This window comes from Vibrio sp. A1-b2 (genome assembly GCF_021726015.1).
In the GTDB taxonomy this organism is placed as follows: domain Bacteria; phylum Pseudomonadota; class Gammaproteobacteria; order Enterobacterales; family Vibrionaceae; genus Vibrio; species Vibrio diazotrophicus.
Map to the genome: position 1 here is coordinate 479596 of NZ_JAKKCI010000004.1, position 21920 is coordinate 501515.

The 21920-nt window shown below is 43.2% G+C and carries 17 protein-coding genes; 6 read left to right on the forward strand and 11 right to left on the reverse strand.

Annotation, left to right across the window (positions count from 1 at the left end; all coding sequences use genetic code 11):
- Positions 1–25: 25 nt before the first annotated feature.
- Together L3V23_RS12320 and L3V23_RS12325 are read right to left on the reverse strand one after the other, a co-directional pair.
- A complete protein-coding gene (locus tag L3V23_RS12320) occupies positions 26–355 on the reverse strand; it encodes a DUF3392 domain-containing protein (RefSeq protein ID WP_171137575.1) in 330 nt (109 codons plus the stop codon).
- 90 nt (positions 356–445) lie between these two features.
- Positions 446–2134, reverse strand: coding sequence for an NAD-dependent malic enzyme (locus tag L3V23_RS12325; RefSeq protein WP_042488360.1), 1689 nt, complete (start codon positions 2132–2134; stop codon positions 446–448).
- Positions 2135–2354: 220 nt separating this feature from the next.
- Here L3V23_RS12325 and L3V23_RS12330 point away from each other — a divergent pair, with 220 nt between their 5' ends.
- Positions 2355–4703, forward strand: coding sequence for a helicase-related protein (locus tag L3V23_RS12330; RefSeq protein WP_102967145.1), 2349 nt, complete (start codon positions 2355–2357; stop codon positions 4701–4703).
- Positions 4704–4905: 202 nt separating this feature from the next.
- Positions 4906–5283: a transporter gene (locus tag L3V23_RS12335; RefSeq protein ID WP_237292385.1), complete on the forward strand. Its 378-nt coding sequence runs from the start codon at positions 4906–4908 to the stop codon at positions 5281–5283.
- An 87-nt stretch (positions 5284–5370) separates the two neighbouring features.
- Here the strand turns inward: L3V23_RS12335 and L3V23_RS12340 are convergent, their stop codons facing one another.
- On the reverse strand, positions 5371–6474 hold the full coding sequence (locus tag L3V23_RS12340; RefSeq protein WP_042488367.1) for a phosphoribosylaminoimidazolesuccinocarboxamide synthase: 1104 nt from the start codon (positions 6472–6474) through the stop codon (positions 5371–5373).
- A 327-nt stretch (positions 6475–6801) separates the two neighbouring features.
- Positions 6802–7224 carry a hypothetical protein gene (locus L3V23_RS12345; RefSeq protein ID WP_237292386.1) on the reverse strand — a complete coding sequence of 141 codons (423 nt, stop codon included), beginning with the start codon at positions 7222–7224 and terminating at the stop codon, positions 6802–6804.
- 418 nt (positions 7225–7642) lie between these two features.
- Here L3V23_RS12345 and L3V23_RS12350 point away from each other — a divergent pair, with 418 nt between their 5' ends.
- Together L3V23_RS12350 and L3V23_RS12355 are read left to right on the forward strand one after the other, a co-directional pair.
- Positions 7643–9610, forward strand: a complete 1968-nt coding sequence (locus L3V23_RS12350; protein ID WP_102967144.1) for a GGDEF domain-containing protein — start codon at positions 7643–7645, stop codon at positions 9608–9610.
- 22 nt (positions 9611–9632) lie between these two features.
- The gene (locus L3V23_RS12355; protein WP_180980366.1) at positions 9633–11609 is read left to right on the forward strand and encodes a GGDEF domain-containing protein; all 1977 of its coding nucleotides are present in this window, start codon (positions 9633–9635) and stop codon (positions 11607–11609) included.
- 12 nt (positions 11610–11621) lie between these two features.
- Here the strand turns inward: L3V23_RS12355 and L3V23_RS12360 are convergent, their stop codons facing one another.
- From L3V23_RS12360 to L3V23_RS12380, 5 genes are all read right to left on the reverse strand, one after another.
- Positions 11622–11810 carry a hypothetical protein gene (locus tag L3V23_RS12360; protein WP_042488375.1) on the reverse strand — a complete coding sequence of 63 codons (189 nt, stop codon included), beginning with the start codon at positions 11808–11810 and terminating at the stop codon, positions 11622–11624.
- 219 nt (positions 11811–12029) lie between these two features.
- Positions 12030–13046: a tetratricopeptide repeat protein gene (locus L3V23_RS12365; RefSeq protein WP_102967142.1), complete on the reverse strand. Its 1017-nt coding sequence runs from the start codon at positions 13044–13046 to the stop codon at positions 12030–12032.
- A gap of 285 nt (positions 13047–13331) precedes the next feature.
- Positions 13332–14000, reverse strand: a complete 669-nt coding sequence (locus L3V23_RS12370; RefSeq protein ID WP_180980189.1) for an OmpA family protein — start codon at positions 13998–14000, stop codon at positions 13332–13334.
- A gap of 119 nt (positions 14001–14119) precedes the next feature.
- Entirely contained in the window at positions 14120–14803 is a 684-nt protein-coding gene (locus L3V23_RS12375) for a DUF2786 domain-containing protein (protein WP_042488512.1), read from the reverse strand.
- Between the two features lie 120 nt (positions 14804–14923).
- Positions 14924–15601 carry a DUF3334 family protein gene (locus tag L3V23_RS12380; RefSeq protein WP_042488384.1) on the reverse strand — a complete coding sequence of 226 codons (678 nt, stop codon included), beginning with the start codon at positions 15599–15601 and terminating at the stop codon, positions 14924–14926.
- 258 nt (positions 15602–15859) lie between these two features.
- Here L3V23_RS12380 and L3V23_RS12385 point away from each other — a divergent pair, with 258 nt between their 5' ends.
- Together L3V23_RS12385 and L3V23_RS12390 are read left to right on the forward strand one after the other, a co-directional pair.
- Entirely contained in the window at positions 15860–18898 is a 3039-nt protein-coding gene (locus L3V23_RS12385) for an FAD-binding and (Fe-S)-binding domain-containing protein (RefSeq protein ID WP_237292387.1), read from the forward strand.
- 104 nt (positions 18899–19002) lie between these two features.
- On the forward strand, positions 19003–19464 hold the full coding sequence (locus tag L3V23_RS12390) for an isoprenylcysteine carboxylmethyltransferase family protein (RefSeq protein WP_237292388.1): 462 nt from the start codon (positions 19003–19005) through the stop codon (positions 19462–19464).
- 72 nt (positions 19465–19536) lie between these two features.
- Here L3V23_RS12390 and L3V23_RS12395 read toward each other — a convergent pair whose 3' ends face one another.
- Positions 19537–20256, reverse strand: a complete 720-nt coding sequence (locus L3V23_RS12395; protein ID WP_237292389.1) for a DUF3581 domain-containing protein — start codon at positions 20254–20256, stop codon at positions 19537–19539.
- Positions 20257–20384: 128 nt separating this feature from the next.
- The gene (gene hutH, locus L3V23_RS12400; protein WP_102967139.1) at positions 20385–21920 is read right to left on the reverse strand and encodes a histidine ammonia-lyase; all 1536 of its coding nucleotides are present in this window, start codon (positions 21918–21920) and stop codon (positions 20385–20387) included.

Here is a 21920-nt window from a genome sequence, read left to right on the forward strand (position 1 = left end):
ATGCGCATACTGAGCGAATTCGATTTTAGATGTGACGATGTTTTTGAGCCCATAATCCAATTACAACGAAACTGCCTGTGACTAAACAAAACATCATGCCCTGTTCTAAATTTGCGAGTGTCCGAGTTAAGTAAGGGCTTGCTTTGATGATGATTAATCCGTAACCAAACGCATTGACTAAGATAAAGGCGACAGTTCTAAAAATAAAGTGCTGATTACGCATGACACGGCGTAATAAAGCATTAATCTCACCACCGAGCATCACCAGTAAGCAGGCGATTAACGCAACGGAAATGTCACTCAGATACGGGGCAATATAATGTCCGGCAGGTGCGAAGAAACTTAACATAGGTATTTACCAAACAGAAGATTATTTATTGGGTGAATGGTTGTGTTATACAAAAAGCCCCCGCATTTGGGTTTGTGGGGGCTTAGGTCTGTCGAATTAGAACGCAGTGCGCTTGTAGCGGCGGTATGTAGGTTGCCAGAAATGGTTTTCGATAGCCAGTTCTAGAGCTTCATCCGTAATTTCTAGTGCTACACCTTGCTCAATGGCTTTTTTCGCCACTGCAAAGGCAATTTTCTTCGATACAGAATGGATAGCTTCCAAAGGTGGTAACAATGGGCCGTGACCATTAATCGCTAATGGTGAACACGTTGCTAACGCACGGCTAGATTCCATCAGCATGGCATCTGTTACACGTTTTGCACCCACTGCAAGAACACCAAGGCCAATACCCGGGAAGATGTAGCTGTTGTTACACTGTGCAATTGGGTAAGTTTTACCTTCATGAACCACAGGATCAAATGGGCTGCCTGTTGCTACTAGGGCTTCACCATTTGTCCAACGAATAATGTCGTTTGGTGTCGCTTCTACGCGGCTTGTTGGATTCGAAAGCGGGAACACAATCGGACGAGGGCAGTGAAGGTGCATTTCTTTAATCACTTCTTCACTGAACAAGCCTGGTGCGCCAGAAACACCAACAAGAACAGTTGGTTTAGCATTGCGAACCACTTCAAGTAATGAATAGCCGTTGTTTTCTGAAACCCAGTCTTTAGTGTTTGATTTTTTCTGAACAAGTCGTTGTTGGAAGTCCAGCAGATTAGGCATACCTTCTTCCAGTAGGCCCCAACGGTCAACCATGTAAACTTGTGAACGAGCTTGCTGATCGGAAATACCTTCAGAAACCATTTGAGCAATGATGGCTTCCGCGATACCACAACCGGCAGAACCTGCGCCAAGGAAAGTGATACGTTGTTCACATAGTTGTGTCCCTGCCGCTTTACAAGCCGCTAGCAGAGAACCAACAGTAATGGCCGCAGTACCTTGAATATCATCATTGAAGCAACAGATACGATTTTTATAACGCTCAAGCAGAGGCATCGCGTTTTTCTGTGCAAAATCTTCAAACTGAATAAGCGCATCTGGCCAACGGTGTTGAACCGCTTGAATGAATTCGTCGACAAACTGATCGTATTCCGCACCCGTAATACGAGGATGACGCCAGCCCATGTACATAGGGTCTGCTAAACGCTGTGGATTGTTTGTACCCACATCAAGCACGATCGGCAAAGTGTAAGCCGGACTGATACCGCCACAAGCTGTGTACAGAGATAGTTTACCGATTGGAATACCCATACCGCCGATGCCTTGGTCGCCCAAACCGAGGATACGTTCACCATCGGTAACAACGATGACTTTCACGTTGTGGTTTGCAGCGTTGTTAAGCAGGTCATCAATACGATCACGGTTAGAGTAAGAAATGAATAGGCCACGACCACGACGATAGATATTAGAGAAATTTTCACATGCAGCGCCAACGGTCGGCGTGTAGATGATTGGCATCATCTCTGAAATGTGATTTTGCACTAAGCGGTAAAAGAGCGTCTCGTTTGTGTCTTGAATGTTGCGCAGATAGATGTGCTTATCCATATCGTTGTCAAAGCTACAATATTGCTGGTAGGCACGAACCACTTGTTCCTGTATTGTTTCGGTTGTTTCAGGCAGTAGCCCTTCTAGATTGAACTGTGCACGTTCTTCCGCTGAGAAACCGCTACCTTTATTTAGTAGAGGTGTGCTCAATAGAGCAGGCCCAGCATATGAAATATACAGAGGGCGTTTGTCGTTATTCATTTTTGGCCTATGGATTTATGTGAAAAGGTTGACACAAAAATGATAACGGCTTGGTGACTGTCTTGTAAATAGACAACCGCTAGACTTCAGAACATTATGCTGCTTTATTCGAGGACGGGATGACGCGAATCGTTATTGGTGCGTCGATGTTAAGCTGCGATTAGAATCTATATTCATCTAAATACATTCATCCATTATTTCTTTTTTCTTGTTATTTATTATGCCATTACTTCCCATTCAGCCTTTAAAATCCGCCTTTTTAAGCACGCTTAGGCAATCACCTGTCATTGTTGAAGCGGAAACGGGTTCAGGCAAGTCGACTTGTTTGCCTCTTTGGGCTGCAGAACAAGGCAGAGTACTTGTTATCGAGCCACGCAGAATTGCTTGTACCTCTCTGGCGGAATATTTGGCGTTACAGCGTCAAGAGCGCGTAGGGGAAAGCATTGGTTATTCCATAAAACTGGAAAATCGCTTTAGCGAAGAATCTCAGGTGGTTTTTGTTACCCCCGGAGTGGCGTTGCGTTGGTTTGCAGAAGATAAGCTGGCGAGCTTTGATATTGTCATGGTGGATGAATTTCACGAAAGACGCTGGGACACAGATTTACTTGTAGCCTTACTTAAACAGCAACAAAAGATCCGCTTGATTGTTACCTCGGCAACTTTAGAGGGGGAACGTTTAGCGGACTATTTAGGAGCAGTGCGGCTAAAAGCAGAAGGGCGTGTTTATGATGTTGTGGTCGAGCACAGAGCCACTGATTCACGACAGTTACCTGACGCTCGTTACCTTGCCGAACGTGTAAAGCAAGAAGTGACAGAGGTACTGACAAGAACCAGCGCAGATATTTTGGTTTTTCTTCCCGGGCGTAAAGAGATTCAGCAGTGCCAGCAAATGCTCAGTAGTATTGAAAATATTATTGTCGCTCCGCTGCATGCTTCTGTTTCTGAAGGAGAACGCAACCTCGCTCTTACCCCGCAAAACCAGCAGAAAGTGGTGCTGGCGACCAACGTCGCTGAAACGTCGCTGACTATCCCCAATATTGGAGCCGTAATTGATAGCGGATTAGAACGCAGAAATGTGCAGCGTAACGGGCGAACCACACTTACGCTAAAACAGATTTCACAAGCGAGCGCCAAACAGAGAAGTGGTCGTGCAGGACGAGTAATGAATGGTATCGCGATTCGTCTTTATGGCCAGCATGCAGCGTTAGAGGCAGTAACACCTCCCTCTATGCAGCGAGAAGAGCTGGTGGAACCTATGCTGGCCGCAGCGAGCTGTGGTCATCGTCTATCGGACTTACATTTTTTAGAGTCGTTACCTGAGAAAACGCGAGTACAAGCAACGGATATTCTCACAGGCATGAAAGCGATCGATGAGCATGGCAACATTACGGAGCATGGTGTTCAGATAGCCCCGCTTCCCGTGGATGCCCTTTATGCAGATCTGGTTGCGCGTATTGAATCCAAGCCTTTAAAAGAGGCTATGATCGATCTCGCTGCCGCGCTTTCTGTTCCTGCCTCTGTTTACAAACTCTCATCGAATGAAGAGGCTTTAGAAAAGCTCAATCAAGAAGAGCCTCAATGCTGTGACTGTCAGTTATTGATTCAACTGGTTCGAGGAAAAGAGTATTCGGCGGTTAACCTTGATCTTGAAGCATTAAAAGAGGCTCAAGGATTGTCCGAGCAAATGAGAGAGATCTACGGACTACCGCAACTAGAAGTGGCTTCTCGATATCAACATCATGCGTTGACTCATGCGATTGCAGCGCTTCACCCTGAGTTGGTGTTTGTGCGCAGAGAGCGACGCAAAGAAGCACTGGCTAATGGACAGATGGAAGTGCTGATTGGGCGAAACAGTCGATTTTCCGCTAAAGCAGAAGCAGCATTGGTGCTTGACCAGCACAGCTTGCCAGGACGGGGAGTGAAGCAGACACTGACACTAGCGACAGTGATGATGCCTGTCTCTTTTGATTTGATTGAGGAACGACAACTCGGGCATTGGACGCAGGTGGAAGCTAGCCTTGATAATGGTGTGCTGATGTCTGAGCAACATCTTATTTATGCCGGTCGCGTCATCAAGTCTAAAAGCGTAGAAGCCAGTGGCGAGTTTGCCATTCAATCAATCGCAAACGCCGTTATGGCTGAAGAGTGTTTTGCTGGATTTGCTAAACAGCGTACAGCCGAGATTGAATTATGGAAAATCTACGTTGAATTGGGTTTGGATGAAAAGACAAAAAAACATAATGACCTGACTTTCGAAACATGGTTTGAACAACAATTGACGGCTCTAGGTATTCGCTCACTTGAAGAGTTGGAGATGTTCAGCGGCGACGATTTCCCGTTTGAAGGTATACCATATTGGGAAAAAGAAGAGTTCACCGAGTTATATCCGCTCGAAATAACCCTCAGTGATATCCAACTTAAGGTTGAGTATTTTGTGCAACGAAAACTGGTGTGCGTCATCTATCAAGGTGGCTTACGCAAAGGTGACCCAAAACGCTGGGAGTTACCTCGTTGGTCTGGTTATCGGGTTCAATACCGCAAAGCCAGCAGAGTGGTCGATATCCGATAAATATGTTTCAAACTCAAAATATTAATCATTAGCACATAGGTTGTTGAACTCTATAGCTACTTTTTGTTACCAGTTTGGTTTTTATATATCAGCGCCTCTGAAAATTAGGGTATAAAAGAACGTTTTTTTATATCGTATTGCTATAAAGTTAGGGATGTCTAATATTGATAACACTGTGTTGCCAATTATGTCGGGGGACAGAATGGATAAACCACAACGAATTTGCGCAGTGTTTGATTACACCACTTTTTTAGGAACCTCAAGTTCTAAGAAATGGACCTTTTCTGAAGCGCTAAAGTCGTTTGCTCCGGTTTTTGGTACTGTCTGGAATGAATCTGTAAAAGAAAGAATGAGCCCCGAAGACCGGCTTTGGGAAATAGCTCTAAAGCGTTTATCAAGTAACCACAGTGATGAGTCCAATCTCATTGAACTGGTGAAGTTAGCGAAACGCGAAGGAATTGAAGAAATTAAACTTGTTATGCCATATGCATTAGATGAACAACAGATTGAGTCTATCCAATCTCACTGTGAAGCTCATATTAAAGCGGGCAAGCAAGACGAGTTTATTATCACTCTGTGATAAATTATTCAGAAATAAAAAGGGCGCTTAACTAATTAGTTTCTTTTGGAAACTGGTAGTTAAGCGCCCTTTTTGCTGATCAGAGGACTAATCAATCAGACCATATTGCTCGTCAAGAATCTTGATGATCTCTTGCTTTGGATTGTCACTTAGCTCGATTTTGTGGCCGACAACTTTCTCAGCTATACCCAAGTAAGTGCGTGAAATATCCATTAGCGCTTCTAGTGGTAAAGCATTGTCACGTGCCAGTGCTTCACGCTCAGGCATACGATCTTTGTTGAGAAGGATATCTGGGTCAGGGAAGTAGTTTAGCAGGAACTGGCGGAAGCCTTCTTTCGAGTTTTCAACAATGTTGCCTTGCAAGTACTGCGCTTCATCCCAGATGCGTGATGAGTCTGGCGTACCCACTTCATCCATGTAGATCAGTTTTTCTGCGCCGTTAGCATCGGTGACATAACCAAATTCAAATTTGGTATCAACGAAAATCTGGCCGATTTCTTTTAGTGCCTGACTAATCACACCGAAGCCTTCTTTAAGAAGTTTTTCGTATAGTGCAATGTCTTCCGCTTTACTGAAATTGAACGCCGCGAAGTTGTCTTCGATATTTTTACGAGTGATGTTCACGTCGTCTGCTTCAGGAACTCCCGGAATGCCTTTAAGGATGCCTTTGGTTGAAGGTGTCATCAGCAGTTCAGGAAGTGCTTTGTCTTTTTCTAAACCTTCAGGAAGCTCAATACCGCAGAACTCGCGTTCGCCTTTTGCGTACGCACGCCACATGGAACCTGTGATGTATTGACGACAAATTGCTTCAATCTTAATTGGCTTAGCTTTTTGAACAATCCAAACAAATGGGTGTGGGATATCCAGAATATGGCTATCTGCTAGACCGTTGTCTTTGAAAAGTTTGAACCAGTGGTTAGAGATCGCATTCAGTGCCGCGCCTTTACCCGGAACGCCTGCAATACCGCCTTCAGCATGCCAGATACAATCGAACGCCGAGATGCGGTCGCTGATCACCATGATGGCAAGTGGTGCATCTTCAGCGACATCATAGCCTTTCTCTTTGATAAGGCGACGGCTGTCTTCTTCAGTTAGCCAGTACACAGAGCGAACTTTACCGCTATGAACAGGCTGATGGGTACGAATTGGGAGATCGTCATTGACGGCAAGAACTTGGTCAGCAAGGCTCATGGAGACATTCCTATCTTATTTCAAACGTCATATACCCATCCTACTTATAGACTGGCGCAATGGCAGAGCTAAGAGATTCGGGTATAGAAAGAAGATATCTAAGCACGGTGAGATATCAATTACTGCGCGCATCATACCAGAACTATTTTATGTCGCCATATAAAAAGCAAACGTTTGCTTAAATATCTTTTTGTTCGTAGATATGGTGTAAAAATAGAGTCATAGAAACATGCACAAAATGAAATGCTAGAGAGTGGGGATGTAAAACATTCAGTGAAAAAGCAGAAAAAGCCCTCTCATCGAGAGGGCAAAAGGCAGTGATAGAGATTAGTGAAATTGTGGTGCTGCAGGTTCTAGGAAAAACACTTCACAACGGTATTCTGTTGCCATTTGTTTGAGTAGTTTTTGGCTAACGATATCAATGTTACCAGAGGCAACCACAGCACTCGCGTTACCCGATTGGATAGCTTTCATCACAATGGTGATTTCTGATTGCGATTGCGATGGCTTCATATGAATAATTCTACTGCAATGTATTTGGTGAGCTGCTAGCTCGTGATACTGAGGACGTGGGCACTCACCCGTAAACAGGATCCATTGTTTGTGCTCGGATAGACTTGAAAGGCGAACAAACATATCTGCAGCTTGCGTAGCTGAAAATGAATGATGTTTACTCGTTGGATTTCCAAAGCGAGTTACGTTTGATTCAACACCGAATGATTTGTTAACTAGCAATTCACTATTTAGCATAACACTGTCCTTTTATACATGCTGTATGCGTATACAGTAGTATTAAACCAAATACTGATCAAGAAGAAATTTGTGTTTTTGTGGGAAATTTGAGCAAAAAGTTATGATTGATTTTGTAACTTATTGATAAGTAAAAGTGGTTTAAGTGAGTAGAGTTTGGCGACTGGTCAATCGTACATTCAAATTCTGCGGAAGTTAGTGACAGCTGTTAGTCTTACGAATTCTGTACAGGATTAATCGCTGGATCGCTATTTTTATCAAGAAGTTGGAGTTGCGACTATTCATCGGTTTTATATGCTGTACAGTTATATTTCCCTGAGTCATCAAGATTTAAAGAATTTTCCTACGAGAGCCTCTATAGGCTGGCCTGCCTTGTTTCATTAAACTTGCTGTTGTAATCATTGAGTCGAAGCAGCGAATGAAAGTTGTCCAGCGTTTTTATCATCTCATCTTATTTTTATGTTTGTTGGCCAAGCTAACAGGCAATGCTGTTGCGGCTGACAAATCCACTTATAGTATCGCTATCAGTACTGAAGATATTATTGCTGAAACTCTTTTAGAAAGAGTTGCTCAGGAACTGTCTGTAAATTTCGAGCTGGTCCGTTTTGCTGAATATGCACCAAGATTAGATGCCGTTATTTCTGGTGAGGTTGATTTTGCTTCCAGCGTTACCTATACCGATGAGCGAGCAAAGAACCTGATATTTTCAGCACCAACCAACCTCGAATACACTTATCTTTTTAGTTCAACAAAAACCAATATTAAGGATATTTCAACGCTCGCTGTTCCCAGTGGAACAGTGTTTGCCGAGTTAATGCGAACGCAAAACCCAAATCTTCAGGTTGTTGAGTTCAACACGATCGCTGAAGCCAAAGATTTACTCTTCAGTGGTAAGGTGGAAGGTGTTGTCGATTCAGCGGCTCAATTGAGATTTATGGCATTAGCGGGTATGAATGCCCAATTGCTCAACTATCAATTTCCGTTAAAGCCAGTTTCTCTAGTGACAGCGAAACCTGAGAACATCGAACTGCTAAAAAAAATGGAGCAGTATTTACACCAGCCAGAACGGCAACGCTTAATCAGGACTACTGCTGAGAACTATCAGTTTGAGGTTCAACGCCAAGCGTTACGGAAACGAGTGCTATTTAGTGGTGTTGATTTAAGCCGCCCATTTAAAGTTATTGTCGAGGATTACCGCCGTTATGGCGTACAAAATGACAACGGGAAGGTCATTGGGATTGCTGCTGATGTAATCTTTGAAGCATGTCAGCTTATGCGTCTTGAGTGTGATGTTCAAACCGCTACAGAAGGCGATTGGCAATCCATGTATGAAAGCTTGCGAAGTGGAGAGATAGATATTCTATCGCCGATAACAATAGTTCCGGGACGGGAAGAACTGGTTCATATCAGTGACCGTTTTTATAAAACAGAAAGCATTGTTGTTAAGCGTAATGGCTATAAAGACGGTGTCTATCGTACCGTTTCTGAACTCATCTCTGAAAGAATAGGGGTGATTAAAGGCGGAATGACGGCAAAGGTTCTTCACCGAAGGCTTCCGCACAAGTCATTCCGCACTTATACAACCGCGAAGGAGCAACTGAAAGCGCTGTTGGCCAATGAAGTGGATTATATTGCCATGCCTCGTTTGACTTACAACGAATTGGTTCGCGACACTCGAACAATTCTCCCTATTGTAGAAGATCATACGATAGGCACTGTCTTCAGTTATGGAATTGGCATTGCTTTCAGAAAGAATGATGAAGGTAAAAAACTTTCTGAACTGTTCAATGAAGCTATTCGACTCATTGATATGAATAACGTCATAAAAAAATACGATTACCAACCAGATTGGCAACAGACCCTGTTCAGTCAAAAAAAGTTCACTAAGCAGAGTCAGCAACTCTTTCTAGTAATAACGCTGACATTAGTTGTCCTTTCATACATATGGCATAAACAGTCGATCACAGACAGTTTAACCAAGCTGAAGAATCGTTTGGCTTTATATAAAAAATACAAACATGGTTTGTACTCTGGTCAGATTTTGGTTTATTTCGATGTAAACAAATTTAAAACGGTAAATGATACCTACGGTCATGCCGTAGGAGACGAGGTGCTCAAGAAAATAGCTGAAAATATACGCCATTACTGGAACTGTGACAGCTATCGTATCGGTGGTGATGAATTTATTTTAATCGGAAGAATTCGCGAACAAGATATTGAACGAATGTTATCAAATATTGGTTGCTTTGAGTTTACTGACCATAGTTGTCGAAAATTTAATGTGACAATTTCTTACGGTTATTATTTGTCTAGCAATGATGATTTATTACTAGATGACTGTATTCATATCGCTGATACTCAAATGTATAAAGCAAAGATGGCTTGAATCTATAAAAATAAGGCAGTCGATGTTTAAGTTTAAATATATTTTATCGCTTGTTATTTTCTTGTGTTCATTAGGAGCGTTAGCAAATAATGAAAGCAGCTATTTAGTAGCAACGGAAACCGATGATGTTATGACAAAGATATTGTTTGATTCGGTATCTAAGAAAAATAATATACATTTTGAATATATAGAATTTGAAAATTTCTCTGATGCATTAGAAGCTGTTGAGCTAGGTTATGTCGATTTTCTTTCGAATGTTACTTATATACCAGAAAGAGCTAGAGCTTTAGATTTTTCTCTGCCGATCGGTATTGAATATATTTATCTCTTTACTTTAGGTAGCGTTGAACTTGATAAAATTTCCATACTGGCTGTACCTGAAGGTACCACAATTAGGAACACCATTGCGGAAGATTTTCCCAATTTAAAATTTGTTGAATTTCATAGCATTGACGAAGCAATTGCTATGTTGCAGTCCCGACAGGTTGATGGGGTCGTTGATGCGATAAACCAGTTAGAAAAGATGATGTTGTCTGGTGTGGATGAACGATTATTCAATGATCATCTCTCTCTACATCCAGTATCAGTTGTTACCCCAAAAGGAAAACATCAGCAATTGCTGCGCCTTATTGAAGCTCATGCGCACACTACAGATTTTCAAAAACTGTTGCGAGAGTCGATTGACAACTATCAATTGTCTGTACGCAAGCAAGCTCTGCGTAAGCAAGTAATCCAAAGTGGTGTCAATGTATTAGAGCCGCTTAAAATAAAGCTAGAAAACATGCCATTATTTGCTAACTATCATACTGACGGCAACGTTGATGGTATTGCTGCTGACATATTGTTCGAAGCCTGTGATGTACTACAGATTGACTGTCAGCTTGTCAGTCAGGCTGATGAATCTTGGGCAAGTATGTACGGCAGTTTAAAAGATCAGACTATTGATGTTTTGTCACCGCTTGCAATTACAGATAAACGTAAGGAACTGTTCTATTTCAGCGAAGGGTATTACAGTCCAGAAGCGATTCTAGTTAAACGTAAACATTATAATGACGGAGTGTATCGTTCTATTTCCGAAATGTTCATTGAAAGAATCGGTGTGGTAGAAGGCAACTTTCTGGCTTCAACTCTTAATCAAATGTTGCCGGAGAAAAAGTTTATATACTATAAGACTCAAGATGACTTATTAAACGGTTTACTGAAAAATGAAGTAGACTATATTGCAATAATTAGAGCAACACTTAATGATAAGTTGCGTCGTTCGAAAAATGTTCTTTCTATTATCGAAGATAAAGATGTGGGTGTTTTCTATTCCTACAACTTGGGTTTTGGGTTCCAGAAAAATGAGAAAGGTAAAAAGTTAGCCGAGCTGTTTTCCAAAGCAATAAATTTGATCGATGTTAAAGGTACGATTGAAAAATATGATTATCCGCCAGATTGGTATACAACGATACAAACACAAAAGAAAATAAGAAGAAATAGTGTTGTTCGGTTTATGTTTATTATTTCTGTTTTAATCAGTGTGGTTTTTATTTTTCATCGACGTTCGATTACTGATGAATTAACACGATTGAGGAACAGACTGGCTCTCTACAAGAAATATGGCAACGTGTTTCCTAAGAATAAAGTTCTTGTCTACTTGGACATCAACAAGTTTAAACTCATTAACGACACTTATGGTCATAGTGTTGGCGATAAAGTACTTAAGCAGCTTGGTAGCAACATTAAACGCTTATGGAAAGGGGATGCATACCGAATCGGTGGGGATGAGTTTGTGTTGATCACCCGCGTTGATGTGCAACAGGCCGAACAAATGCTCGAGAACATTAAGCAGTTTACATTTTCTAACAGCGGTACTGGTGTTGAGTTATTAGTGAGTGTTTCAACGGGGATGGCTTTTGAATTTGAGAAAAACCTTCCCCTCGATGATGTGTTAAATATTGCAGACCAGTCTATGTATCATTCTAAGCACAGATTTCGTCATGCCAATAGAAGTTAATCATTTATAAACTCACAGGGAGTGGGGCTGTTGTCGCTCCCTCATTGCTTGTTCTGCGATGTTGAATTGTCTTACATCCATACGTGCAAAGTCATTGCAACGCTCACATGAATGATGGGCTTTGCCATCTACATATTCGTGTTTTGTCAGTAGTAAACTTGGTCTTTTGCACCAGTCACACACGCCTTCAATAGTAAACATTTCTTCTCCTTACTGGTAATTAAAAGACTCGTCGCTCAACTTCTCATTAAGTATGAGAGTTAGAGGACAAGGCTCTTAGCTGTTAGGCGCTAATTTCGCGCGGATTATGCCACAGTAAATTGAATAAGGTTAATGAAATGTTGTCATATTGAGAATGTTATCGATTGCAAAATCTAAGTATTTAAAAGGGCTGGAGATATTTCTTGATTCTAGTTGTAACTAATTGTTAACTTTATTTAGGATGGTTTTGAGAGCGCCATTTAAGCGCTTCATCTCTTCGTCGCTACCTTTCATATCTGGATGGTAGATCTTGGATAATTGCTTATAGCGAACCTTAATGGCTTTCTCATCAGGTACTTGGCTCGGGTGATAGCCAAACACTGCACAGGCGAGTTGAAACTTTTGATCTTGGTTTGAATTCGCTTGGTTTTTTTGTGACCGCTTTAATTCCTGATAAAGAACTTCAAGTTGCCTTTTTTGCTTCTTAATCACGGCGATATTGTCGGCTAGCTTTTGCTCTAGCTGTTGTTGCTCTGTTAACTGGTCTGACGCATCTGCCTCATGCTTTTGTCTTTTTTGGCGCTGATAGAGTGAGGTAACAAGTATTAGTAGAGCAATTGACGCCAGTATCACGACATAAACCCAATTCAGTTTGTTTAAGTCTAAACGGGAAGGCGTAGGAAGTGTTTCTTGCTGAGAATTTGCTTCGTCGTCGAGCTGATCAATCGCAGATACCTGTTTTGCTCTTTGCTGGTTGAACTTATCTTCCAATATTTGACTGTATGCTTGCTCGGCTTCAGGAAGTGATTCGGCGGCTGTACGAAACCAAATCTCTGCCATCTGTTGTGACGTCGGGGAGTTTTTTATAGCCTGATACAGCTTGCCTAACTCAAATTGCGCCTTAGCGTTCCCTTGCGTAGCCAGTTTGGTTAGCCAGTAGATGCCTTCAGCAGTATTGATTTCAGTGCCTTGTCCTCGTAAATACATCTTAGCCAGTTGATGCATTGCCTGAGGCTGATTTCTTTCAGAGGATTGTTGAAACCAGTAAAAGGCTTCGCTTAGATTTTGAGTAATGCCTTCACCAGATTGGTAGCGAAGGGCTAACTGATATTGTGCCACCGCATCGTTATTGCTGGCTTTACTCAATAACTCAGCTATTTGAGGATCCGAGGATGTATCTGCATACGAGGAGAAAGCCCAGCAGAGAGAAACAAGCCCTATTAGCAATCGATTCAAGATGACCTTCCGTGTTCTACTTCAGAGAATATACTCTTCCTACTTGAAGCTGCAGCTGTGTTGCCTACGTTCGTTCACCCCAATCACATAATTTATCTATGCTCATGGGGATTCACTCACTTGTCGCCTACCTGCAACTCCAAGTAGTTTGAGTAATATCCCAGCCTTATAGCTGGGATTTAAACTAAGTCTATCTTAACGCTAGTCGCTGATGAGTTAAACGGAGTTATCTTTTAAAGCAAATCAAACTCCGTTTTCTGTTGTATGGGCTCTTCAAACGACGGTTTATTTCAACGGTAGAATCTGGATCTCTACGCGGCGGTTACATGAACGACCTTGCGCAGTGCTATTTGAGCAAAGCGGGTAACGCTCACCGTTTCCACGAGCAATAGCTCGACCAGTAGCAACACCTTGTGAAACTAGGAATGAACGAACAGATTCAGCACGGCGTTCAGATAGAATTTGGTTGGTGTTATCACCGCCAGTGCTATCTGTGTGACCATCAATAACAAGGCTTGTATCAGGGTATTCAACAAGGATACGAGCAACACCACGAAGTGTGTTGTGGATACTTGAATCAAGTTGGTAGGAGTTGGTAGAGAAACCGATACCGTTTTCCAGACGAAGAAGCAGTTGGTTTTCGCCCACACGTTCTACTTGTACGCCTGAATTTAAAAGTTCTTGACGAAGCGCCGCTTCCTGCTGATCAAAGTAGTAACCAACGCCACCACCAACAGCTGCACCGCCTGCAGCACCAATAAGTGCGTATTTGCGACGCTCTTTTGCGTCATCGCCTGTCGCTAAACCTGCAGCTGCTCCAGCTAGAGCACCGAGTAAAGCACCTTTGGTCGCAGAGTTTGTTTCTGTTTCACCGGTTGTCGCGTTTTGGCGTTGAGTTGCCTGACAGCCAGATAATGCAATTGCCACTGCTAGGGCCAATGTAATTTTTTTCAAGGTATCTACTCCATGTCTTGTTTTTTTTGCCGCATGCATCAGACGAAATTCGAAGGAGAAGATCAACTAGGAAAAGTCTGATTTGACGTAGGACTGACGAAAAACTTTCAACGAAAGGTCTACTTCAATAGTTTAGGTGCTTGTGCGCCATTTATCGGGCGATTGACAGAAACTCTGCGACCTTTTTTTAAACCTACCTCATAATCCGCAGTCAGGTTTTTCATTGCCTCACGCAGCTGTTGCTTGAACGTTTCGCGATCGACGTTCTTAAATTCTTTATCAATGTAATCGTTGATTTTGTTTGCAGAGTCTTCATCCGGCGATATGACAGGAAGTTTTTCCAGCGCACCTTCAATCCATCCAGAAACAAAAGAACCGACACGTCTATTTACTTCAAGTGTCGATGTCCCGCTGCCGGCAAAGCTGTTGCGGAATTGTCCTGTATGTTCGTTCATTTCTCTGTAAACAATATCAAAAGCAAATGCGGCGAAGATGGCTCTATCGGCTTCACCAATGAACTCTACGCGTTTTAAACCTTTGTGATTGATAAGCACAGCTTCTACACCAAACTTAGTATTGATACCACGAATGATGCGTAATATACCTGAGCTGATAGAGGCGGGCAGTAAGTGGCTAGACTGTGTTTTACCCAGTTTAATGAATTCAATATCATCTTTATCAAGACCATATTTCAGCATTAAACGGTGCGCCATTTTTATCGCATTGGCGGCTTCGTTTACGTTTGCTGAGTTTCCAAGCTCTAAACACTTGGCAATTTTTTTCAGGGCTTTCTTTTTATCAATCGACATTCAAAAACTTTAGGGTCTGTTGACCTATTACCGAGATTAGAAAAGTCCGATATTTTAACGTTTTTGCAGCATTAGGGGAAGGGAAGAAGCCACCTTTGTGGGTGGCAACTAATACTATAAGCCTAGTTCGTCCAACAGGTCTGACGCAATGTCATCCTCTTGCTTATCTTCTTTCTTTGCCGTTAAACCTTTCTGAGTACTTTCAAGAATAGAATCTGGACTTTCGTCTTCGGCCATTTCGAAGTCTTCAAGTTGGATAAACTCTGTTTTATCCATGGCGAGTTCTAAGTAGAAAATGTTGTTTTTCTCAGTAGAGAAAGTCACTCGTCTCACTTGAGGTCTGTCGAGGTTGGTATCGACAGATAGAATAACCTGCTTATTCAAAGACAACATTTTTGGTTGGTTCTGGGTGATGTTGGTTTGTAGCTCTTTGCGGATCTTGTTGGTGAAGTCACCAACCAACTGGTTCATCAGTTCGCCCAGTACGTCACCCACTTCGTCAGAAGTGTGCAGAATAGCCAGTTCTTCTTCAGGCATACCCATACTACGCATGTAGTTTGTGTAAACTTCAAGGGCAGCTTTTGCGGTAAAGTTGATAACGACTAGTCCCGAAAAGCCACCATCAAATAGCACAAAACAACCAAAATCTGGTTTAAGAGAGGTTTTGTTGATTTTCTGCACCATCGCCGAATAGTTGATGTTGGAGTTGGTTGCGGAAGTAAGAACTGAAGAGACGGATTGACACAGCTTTAGCAAGATATCTTCCGTGGTTACGATTTTGTTTTTTCTCATGGTGTATCCGTAAAGGCCAATCGGCCTTGGTAATGCATAACAACTTTTTAGCCCAGCTTTTTGGCAAACGTTTGCACAGCTGTAACTTTATGTTTTCAAGCGAATCGAATTTGAACAGTTAGAAAAATGTATTTGATTCGCTCTGTCAACGAGATTCTGATTTGATCACCTTTTCAAATGTTGTAAAGTGACCGAATTCATATAATTAACCTATAAACCCATAGCTGATTGGATCAGCGACTTACGGGCAGGAAGCAAATGTTACCAAGACTTCACTTTCAATCTGATGTCGATCCGGTTGTATTAACGTTTTTACATGAACTAGAAGCTGCTGGTTTTACCGGCGATATCGAAACTCAATATTCTAGCCGTTTGGCAGTAGCCACTGATAACAGTGTATACCAACAACTTCCCCAAGCTGTGATTTTGCCTAAATCCACGGAAGATGTGGCCCTAATCGGTAAGATGAGTGCTAAACCTGAATTTGAAAGAGTGACTTTTTCGCCACGTGGTGGCGGTACCGGTACTAACGGTCAGGCTCTGACTAAAGGTATCGTGGTCGATCTTTCTCGCTACATGAATCAGATTCTTGAAATCAATGCTGAAGAAGGCTGGGTTCGTGTTCAAAGCGGTGTGATTAAAGACCAGCTCAATGATGCTGTTCGTCCATACGGCTTTTTCTTCTCACCCGATCTTTCCACCAGTAACCGCGCAACCATAGGCGGTATGGTCAACACTGACGCCTCTGGTCAGGGTTCATTGAAATACGGTAAAACCTCTGATCACGTTTTGTCTCTGCAAGCGGTTTTCGCTGATGGTTCGATTCTTGAAACTGACATGTCACATGGCACGCCAGATGAAGGTAACTATGCTTATCAAGCGATGCAGGTGACGGAAGCGGTATGTCGTAATAAGCGCCAGCAGATTGTTGACAAGTTTCCTCCTCTTAACCGTTTTCTCACTGGTTATGACCTGAAAAATGCCATCGATGAAGAATCGGGAGAGTTCAATATCACTCGCGTTCTTTGTGGTGCGGAAGGTTCTTTGGCGTTCATCACTGAAGCCAAACTTAATCTGACTCGTATTCCTAAAGCACGTACCTTAGTGAACGTGAAATACGACAGCTTTGATTCTGCCTTACGTAATGCGCCTCTTATGGTCGAAGCGGATGCGTTATCTGTTGAAACGGTCGATTCTAAGGTTCTTAACCTTGCCAAAGAAGATATCGTTTGGCACAGCGTCAGTGACCTTATCACGGACGTTCCGGGTAAAGAGATGCAAGGCATCAATATCGTTGAATTCGCAGATCAGGACGAAGCAACGGTAGATTCTTTAGTGGCAAAGCTTACAGTAAGTCTTGATGAAGCTTTGGCTAATCAGCAAGGTGGCATTATCGGCTACCAAGTGTGCACGGATTTAGCCAGCATCAACCGTATCTATAACATGCGCAAGAAAGCGGTAGGTCTGTTGGGTGCAGCGAAAGGGCGAGCTAAACCAGTACCGTTTACCGAAGATACCTGTGTTCCGCCTGAAAACTTAGCGGATTTCATTGCTGAATTCAGAGAACTATTGGATTCGAAGCAACTTGCTTACGGGATGTTTGGTCACGTAGATGCGGGTGTATTGCACGTTCGCCCTGCGTTGGATCTTTGCGATCCGAAGCAAGAGTTGATGATGCACGAAATCTCTGATGAAGTGGTCAAGCTGGTGGCGAAATATGGCGGTTTGATGTGGGGTGAACACGGAAAAGGTTTCCGTTCTGAGTACGGTCCGGCATTCTTTGGTGAAGAACTGTTTACCGAACTGCGCCGCGTGAAAGAAGCCTTCGATCCGCACAATAAGATGAATCCGGGCAAAATCTGTACGCCGCTCAACACCAATTTTGAACTGGTTAAAGTGTCAGACAGAAAACGTGGTTATTACGATCGACAAATCGATGTTCAAGTGCGTGACAGCTTTAAACAAGCGATGGAATGTAATGGCAACGGCTTGTGTTTCAACTACGAAACCAGCTCACCTATGTGTCCGTCAATGAAAGTCACGGCGGATCGTCGTCACTCGCCGAAAGGTCGTGCGGGTCTGGTGCGTGAATGGCTGCGTCAACTTACGGAGCAGGGTATTGATATTCTGGATCTGGAAAATCAAACACTGTCCAAGACGGCCAGCATAAAAACCATGATTGACCGAATTCGCAATCGCATCAACCAACGTCACGAATATGACTTCTCACATGAAGTGTATGAAGCGATGAATGGCTGTTTGGCGTGTAAAGCGTGTGCAAGCCAGTGTCCAATCAAAGTTGATGTTCCTAGTTTCCGTTCGCGTTTCTTAAATATCTATCACTCACGCTATCAGCGTCCGGTGAAAGACTATTTGGTGGCAAATATCGAAACTATGTTACCGCTGATGGGCAAAGCACCGAAACTGGTCAATGGTGTGTTGGAACAAAAATGGGTTCAAAGCCTAACCGCAAAAACGGTTGGCTATGTGGATGCGCCATTGCTGACAGTTCCTACGCTTGCACAGCGTACTCGTCGTCACCCAGTTGCTACTTTTGATATGCAGTATTTGGCTGGCATCTCTAAAGATGAGCGTGAGCAACATGTCATCATCGTTCAAGACCCATTCACCAGTTATTACGATGCTGAAGTGGTGGAAGACTTCATCGCATTAGCCATTAAACTGGGTAAGAAGCCGGTGTTGTTACCGTTCAAGCCAAACGGCAAAGCACAGCACATCAAAGGTTTCCTGAAGCAGTTTAAAGCAACGGCAGAAAGTACAGCGGCTTTCCTAGAGAAGGTGGCGGATCTTGAAATTCCTATGGTTGGCGTTGATCCGGCTTTGGTACTTTGCTATCGCGATGAATACGCAGAAGTGCTTGGTGACAAGCGTGGCGATTTCTCTGTGTTAACGGTTCATGAATGGATGAAACCGCGTTTGTCTGAGTTTGCAACCACAGACAGCACCAACGGCGAAGCTTGGTATTTACTCGCGCACTGTACTGAAAAAACCAAGTTACCGAACGCTGAAAAAGAGTGGGGCGAAATTTTTGCTCACTTTGGCGGACTGTTAAAAACAGTACCTGTTGGTTGTTGTGGTATGGCGGGTACGTTTGGTCATGAGCTTGATAAGCTGCAAATGTCGAAAGACATTTACGGGCTAAGCTGGAAACCAAGTTTAGAAAAACTGCCAAAAGAACGCTGCTTGATCACGGGCTACTCTTGCCGAAGTCAGGTGAAACGTTTTGAGCACATTAAGCCTAAACATCCGTTACAGGCGTTATTAGAGTTAATCTAGTCCTGAATATGAATAATTAAGCCCGACATTGTCGGGCTTAATTTTATCTATCATTATTAGACGATTAAGTTTATCAATTGAATGTGTGCTAACGGAGAAAACCAATGCATCGACTGGAACTCAAAATTCCGCCAGTAGCCGTGTTTTTGATTGCTATGGTACTGATTAATCGCTTTGCCCATATCTTCACGTTTGCTCATATTCCATTGCCCTATGTCGGCGTAGTCTGGAGCATCTGTTTTGTGCTTTCGGGTTTTATTGGTATTGCTGGTATTTATGAGTTTCGTAAAGCGAAAACAACGGTAAACCCGACAAAACCCCATCAAGCCACGAGCATAGTAGAAAGCGGTATCTTTCACTATTCACGCAATCCTATGTATTTAGGGTTGTTGCTGCTGTTGATTGGTTTTGCTTACTGGCAAGAGAATGGTTTGAGTTTGCTTACCTGTGTTGGATTCGTCTGGTATATGAACCGTTTTCAGATAGAGCCTGAGGAGCGCACCTTAACGCAGATTTTTGGTCAGCCTTATGTTGACTATAAAACCCGTGTCCGACGCTGGATTTAAAGCCAATCTGCTTGTGAGATAAATAAAAAGCCCCACTCAATAGAGTAGGGCTCAGTTATTCTTTAGGACGATTTAAGCTGCAAGCTGAGCTAAAAAGGTCTCTTTGCGTTCGTTAAAGCGATTCACTAGATCGTCAATTTCACTTTGTTCGTAAGGTTTCAGGCCACTTGCAACCATACGCTTCACACCACGACCGACAATCACGCCTTCTTCTTTAAATGCGAAAGTCATTGTCACTACGCCGCGTTTACCATCCACATCGAAAGTTGCGCCAGTGTATTCCACTTCTGGGTGTGTCAGGTCTAGACGATCAAATTCCACTTCCATGCTTTCATAGATAACCAACGGACGCTGAGGGTTAATCATCATCTGTTGTTCTTCCATCAAAGGCACCATGATATGAGGGAAGTTCATACCAGAGAACTGAACGTAATTAGTAACAACGTGTTCAATGAATGCTGGATTGTGGCTAACTTCACCTTCTCGGCTCATGTGCAGATATTCTTTACCTGCTTCATCAACCACGGCGCTCTCTTTTTCGCACTTGTTTTCAATGTGCAGAGCAATACCGTCGTTCACCATGCCAGAAAACTTAAAGCGCATCTTTTTGCTGATGCCTTCTTTCTGTAGCAACACTGCGAATAGGAGATCACCCGGTACACAGAAGCGTTTGCTGTCTTCATCGTGAATTGGGTTGTAGTCACCCGCCACTTTTTTCGCGAAATGGCTAGCTTGTTCGCGAGTGAATTGGAATTGTTTATCTTGGCTTGAGAAGTATGGTGTTAGAAACATAATTTACGCTATTTCACAAAAACTGCGTGGATTATAACTGCTAAAGTTTTTTTAATGGTCCAATCAGTCAAATTAGGTGCAGATCAGTTAAAAAAAGAGCCCTGAAGGGCTCTAGTTACCGGTTTAGATTATTGAAGACTTGGCAAAATATTTGCTGGCATCAGGTGGTTGTGAACCGCCAGTTCAAGCAACGTATTCGCTTGTTCAATATCTGGTGAGAAGTAACGGTCTTTATCATAGAACGGTACTTTATCACGCAGGATTTGCTTCGCTTCTTCAACGCGAGCTGAAGATTTATTCGGTGCGCGGAAATCCAAACCTTGAGCCGACGATAAGTATTCAACCGCCAAGATACCGCGAGTGTTCTCACTCATATCGCGTAGACGGCGACCGGCAAAGGTAGCCATAGAGACGTGGTCTTCTTGGTTTGCTGAGGTTGGCAAACTGTCTACAGATGCAGGGTGAGCCAGTGTTTTGTTCTCACTTGCAAGTGCTGCGGCAGTAACCTGTGCAATCATAAAACCTGAGTTTACACCGCCGTTATCGACTAGGAACGGAGGCAGTTTGCTCAGTGCGCTGTCGATAAGCAGAGCCATGCGGCGCTCTGACAAGCTACCAATTTCAGCGATAGCAAGCGCTAGGTTATCTGCTGCCATTGCCACAGGTTCAGCGTGGAAGTTACCACCAGAGATGATGTCGCCATCTTCTGCAAATACCAATGGATTGTCTGAAACAGAGTTTGCTTCCGTTTGCAGAATATCTGCCGCGTTACGGATTTGAGTTAAGCATGCACCCATCACCTGAGGCTGGCAACGCAGTGAATATGGGTCCTGAACCTTTTCACATGAAGTATGTGACTGACCAATTTCACTGGTTTCATCCAGCAAGTGACGGTATGCCGCTGCTGCGTCAATTTGACCTTGGTGACCGCGTACTTCGTGGATACGGTGATCAAAAGGACGACGGCTGCCGAGTGCGGCTTCAACTGACATCGCACCACATACGGTTGCGGAGGCAAACAAGTCTTCTGCCATAAATAGGCCTTCAAGCGCAAACGCTGTTGATGCTTGAGTACCATTGAGCAGAGCAAGACCTTCTTTTGGAGCAAGAGTGATTGGAGACAAACCAGCAAGCTTCAGTGCTTCTAAGCCCGAGATAATTTCACCATTATGACGCGCTTGACCTTCGCCAAGAAGAACTGTGCTCATATGAGCCAGAGGTGCTAGGTCACCGGATGCACCGACAGAACCTTTTTTAGGAACACATGGGTAAACTTGGTGGTTAACCAGCGTCATCAGTGCTTCTAGAACTTCTAAACGAATACCAGAAAAACCACGCGCTAAGCTGTTGATTTTCAGAACCATCATCAGGCGAACGGTTTCGTCTGACATGAATTTCCCAATACCTGCTGCGTGAGACAGAACAATACTTCTTTGTAGTGTTTCTAAATCTTCAGGGGCAATTTTGGTGTTTGCTAGCAAACCAAAACCTGTGTTGATGCCGTAAACAGTGCGACCTTCAGCAATCACTTGTTCAACCACTTTAGTGCTGCGCTCGATAGCTGGAATTGCTTCTGGATCAAGAGAAAGAATCACAGGAGAACGGCTAACGTTACGCAGTTGGTTTAGCGTTAGAGTGCCCGGTTTAATGACTAAATTTAACAT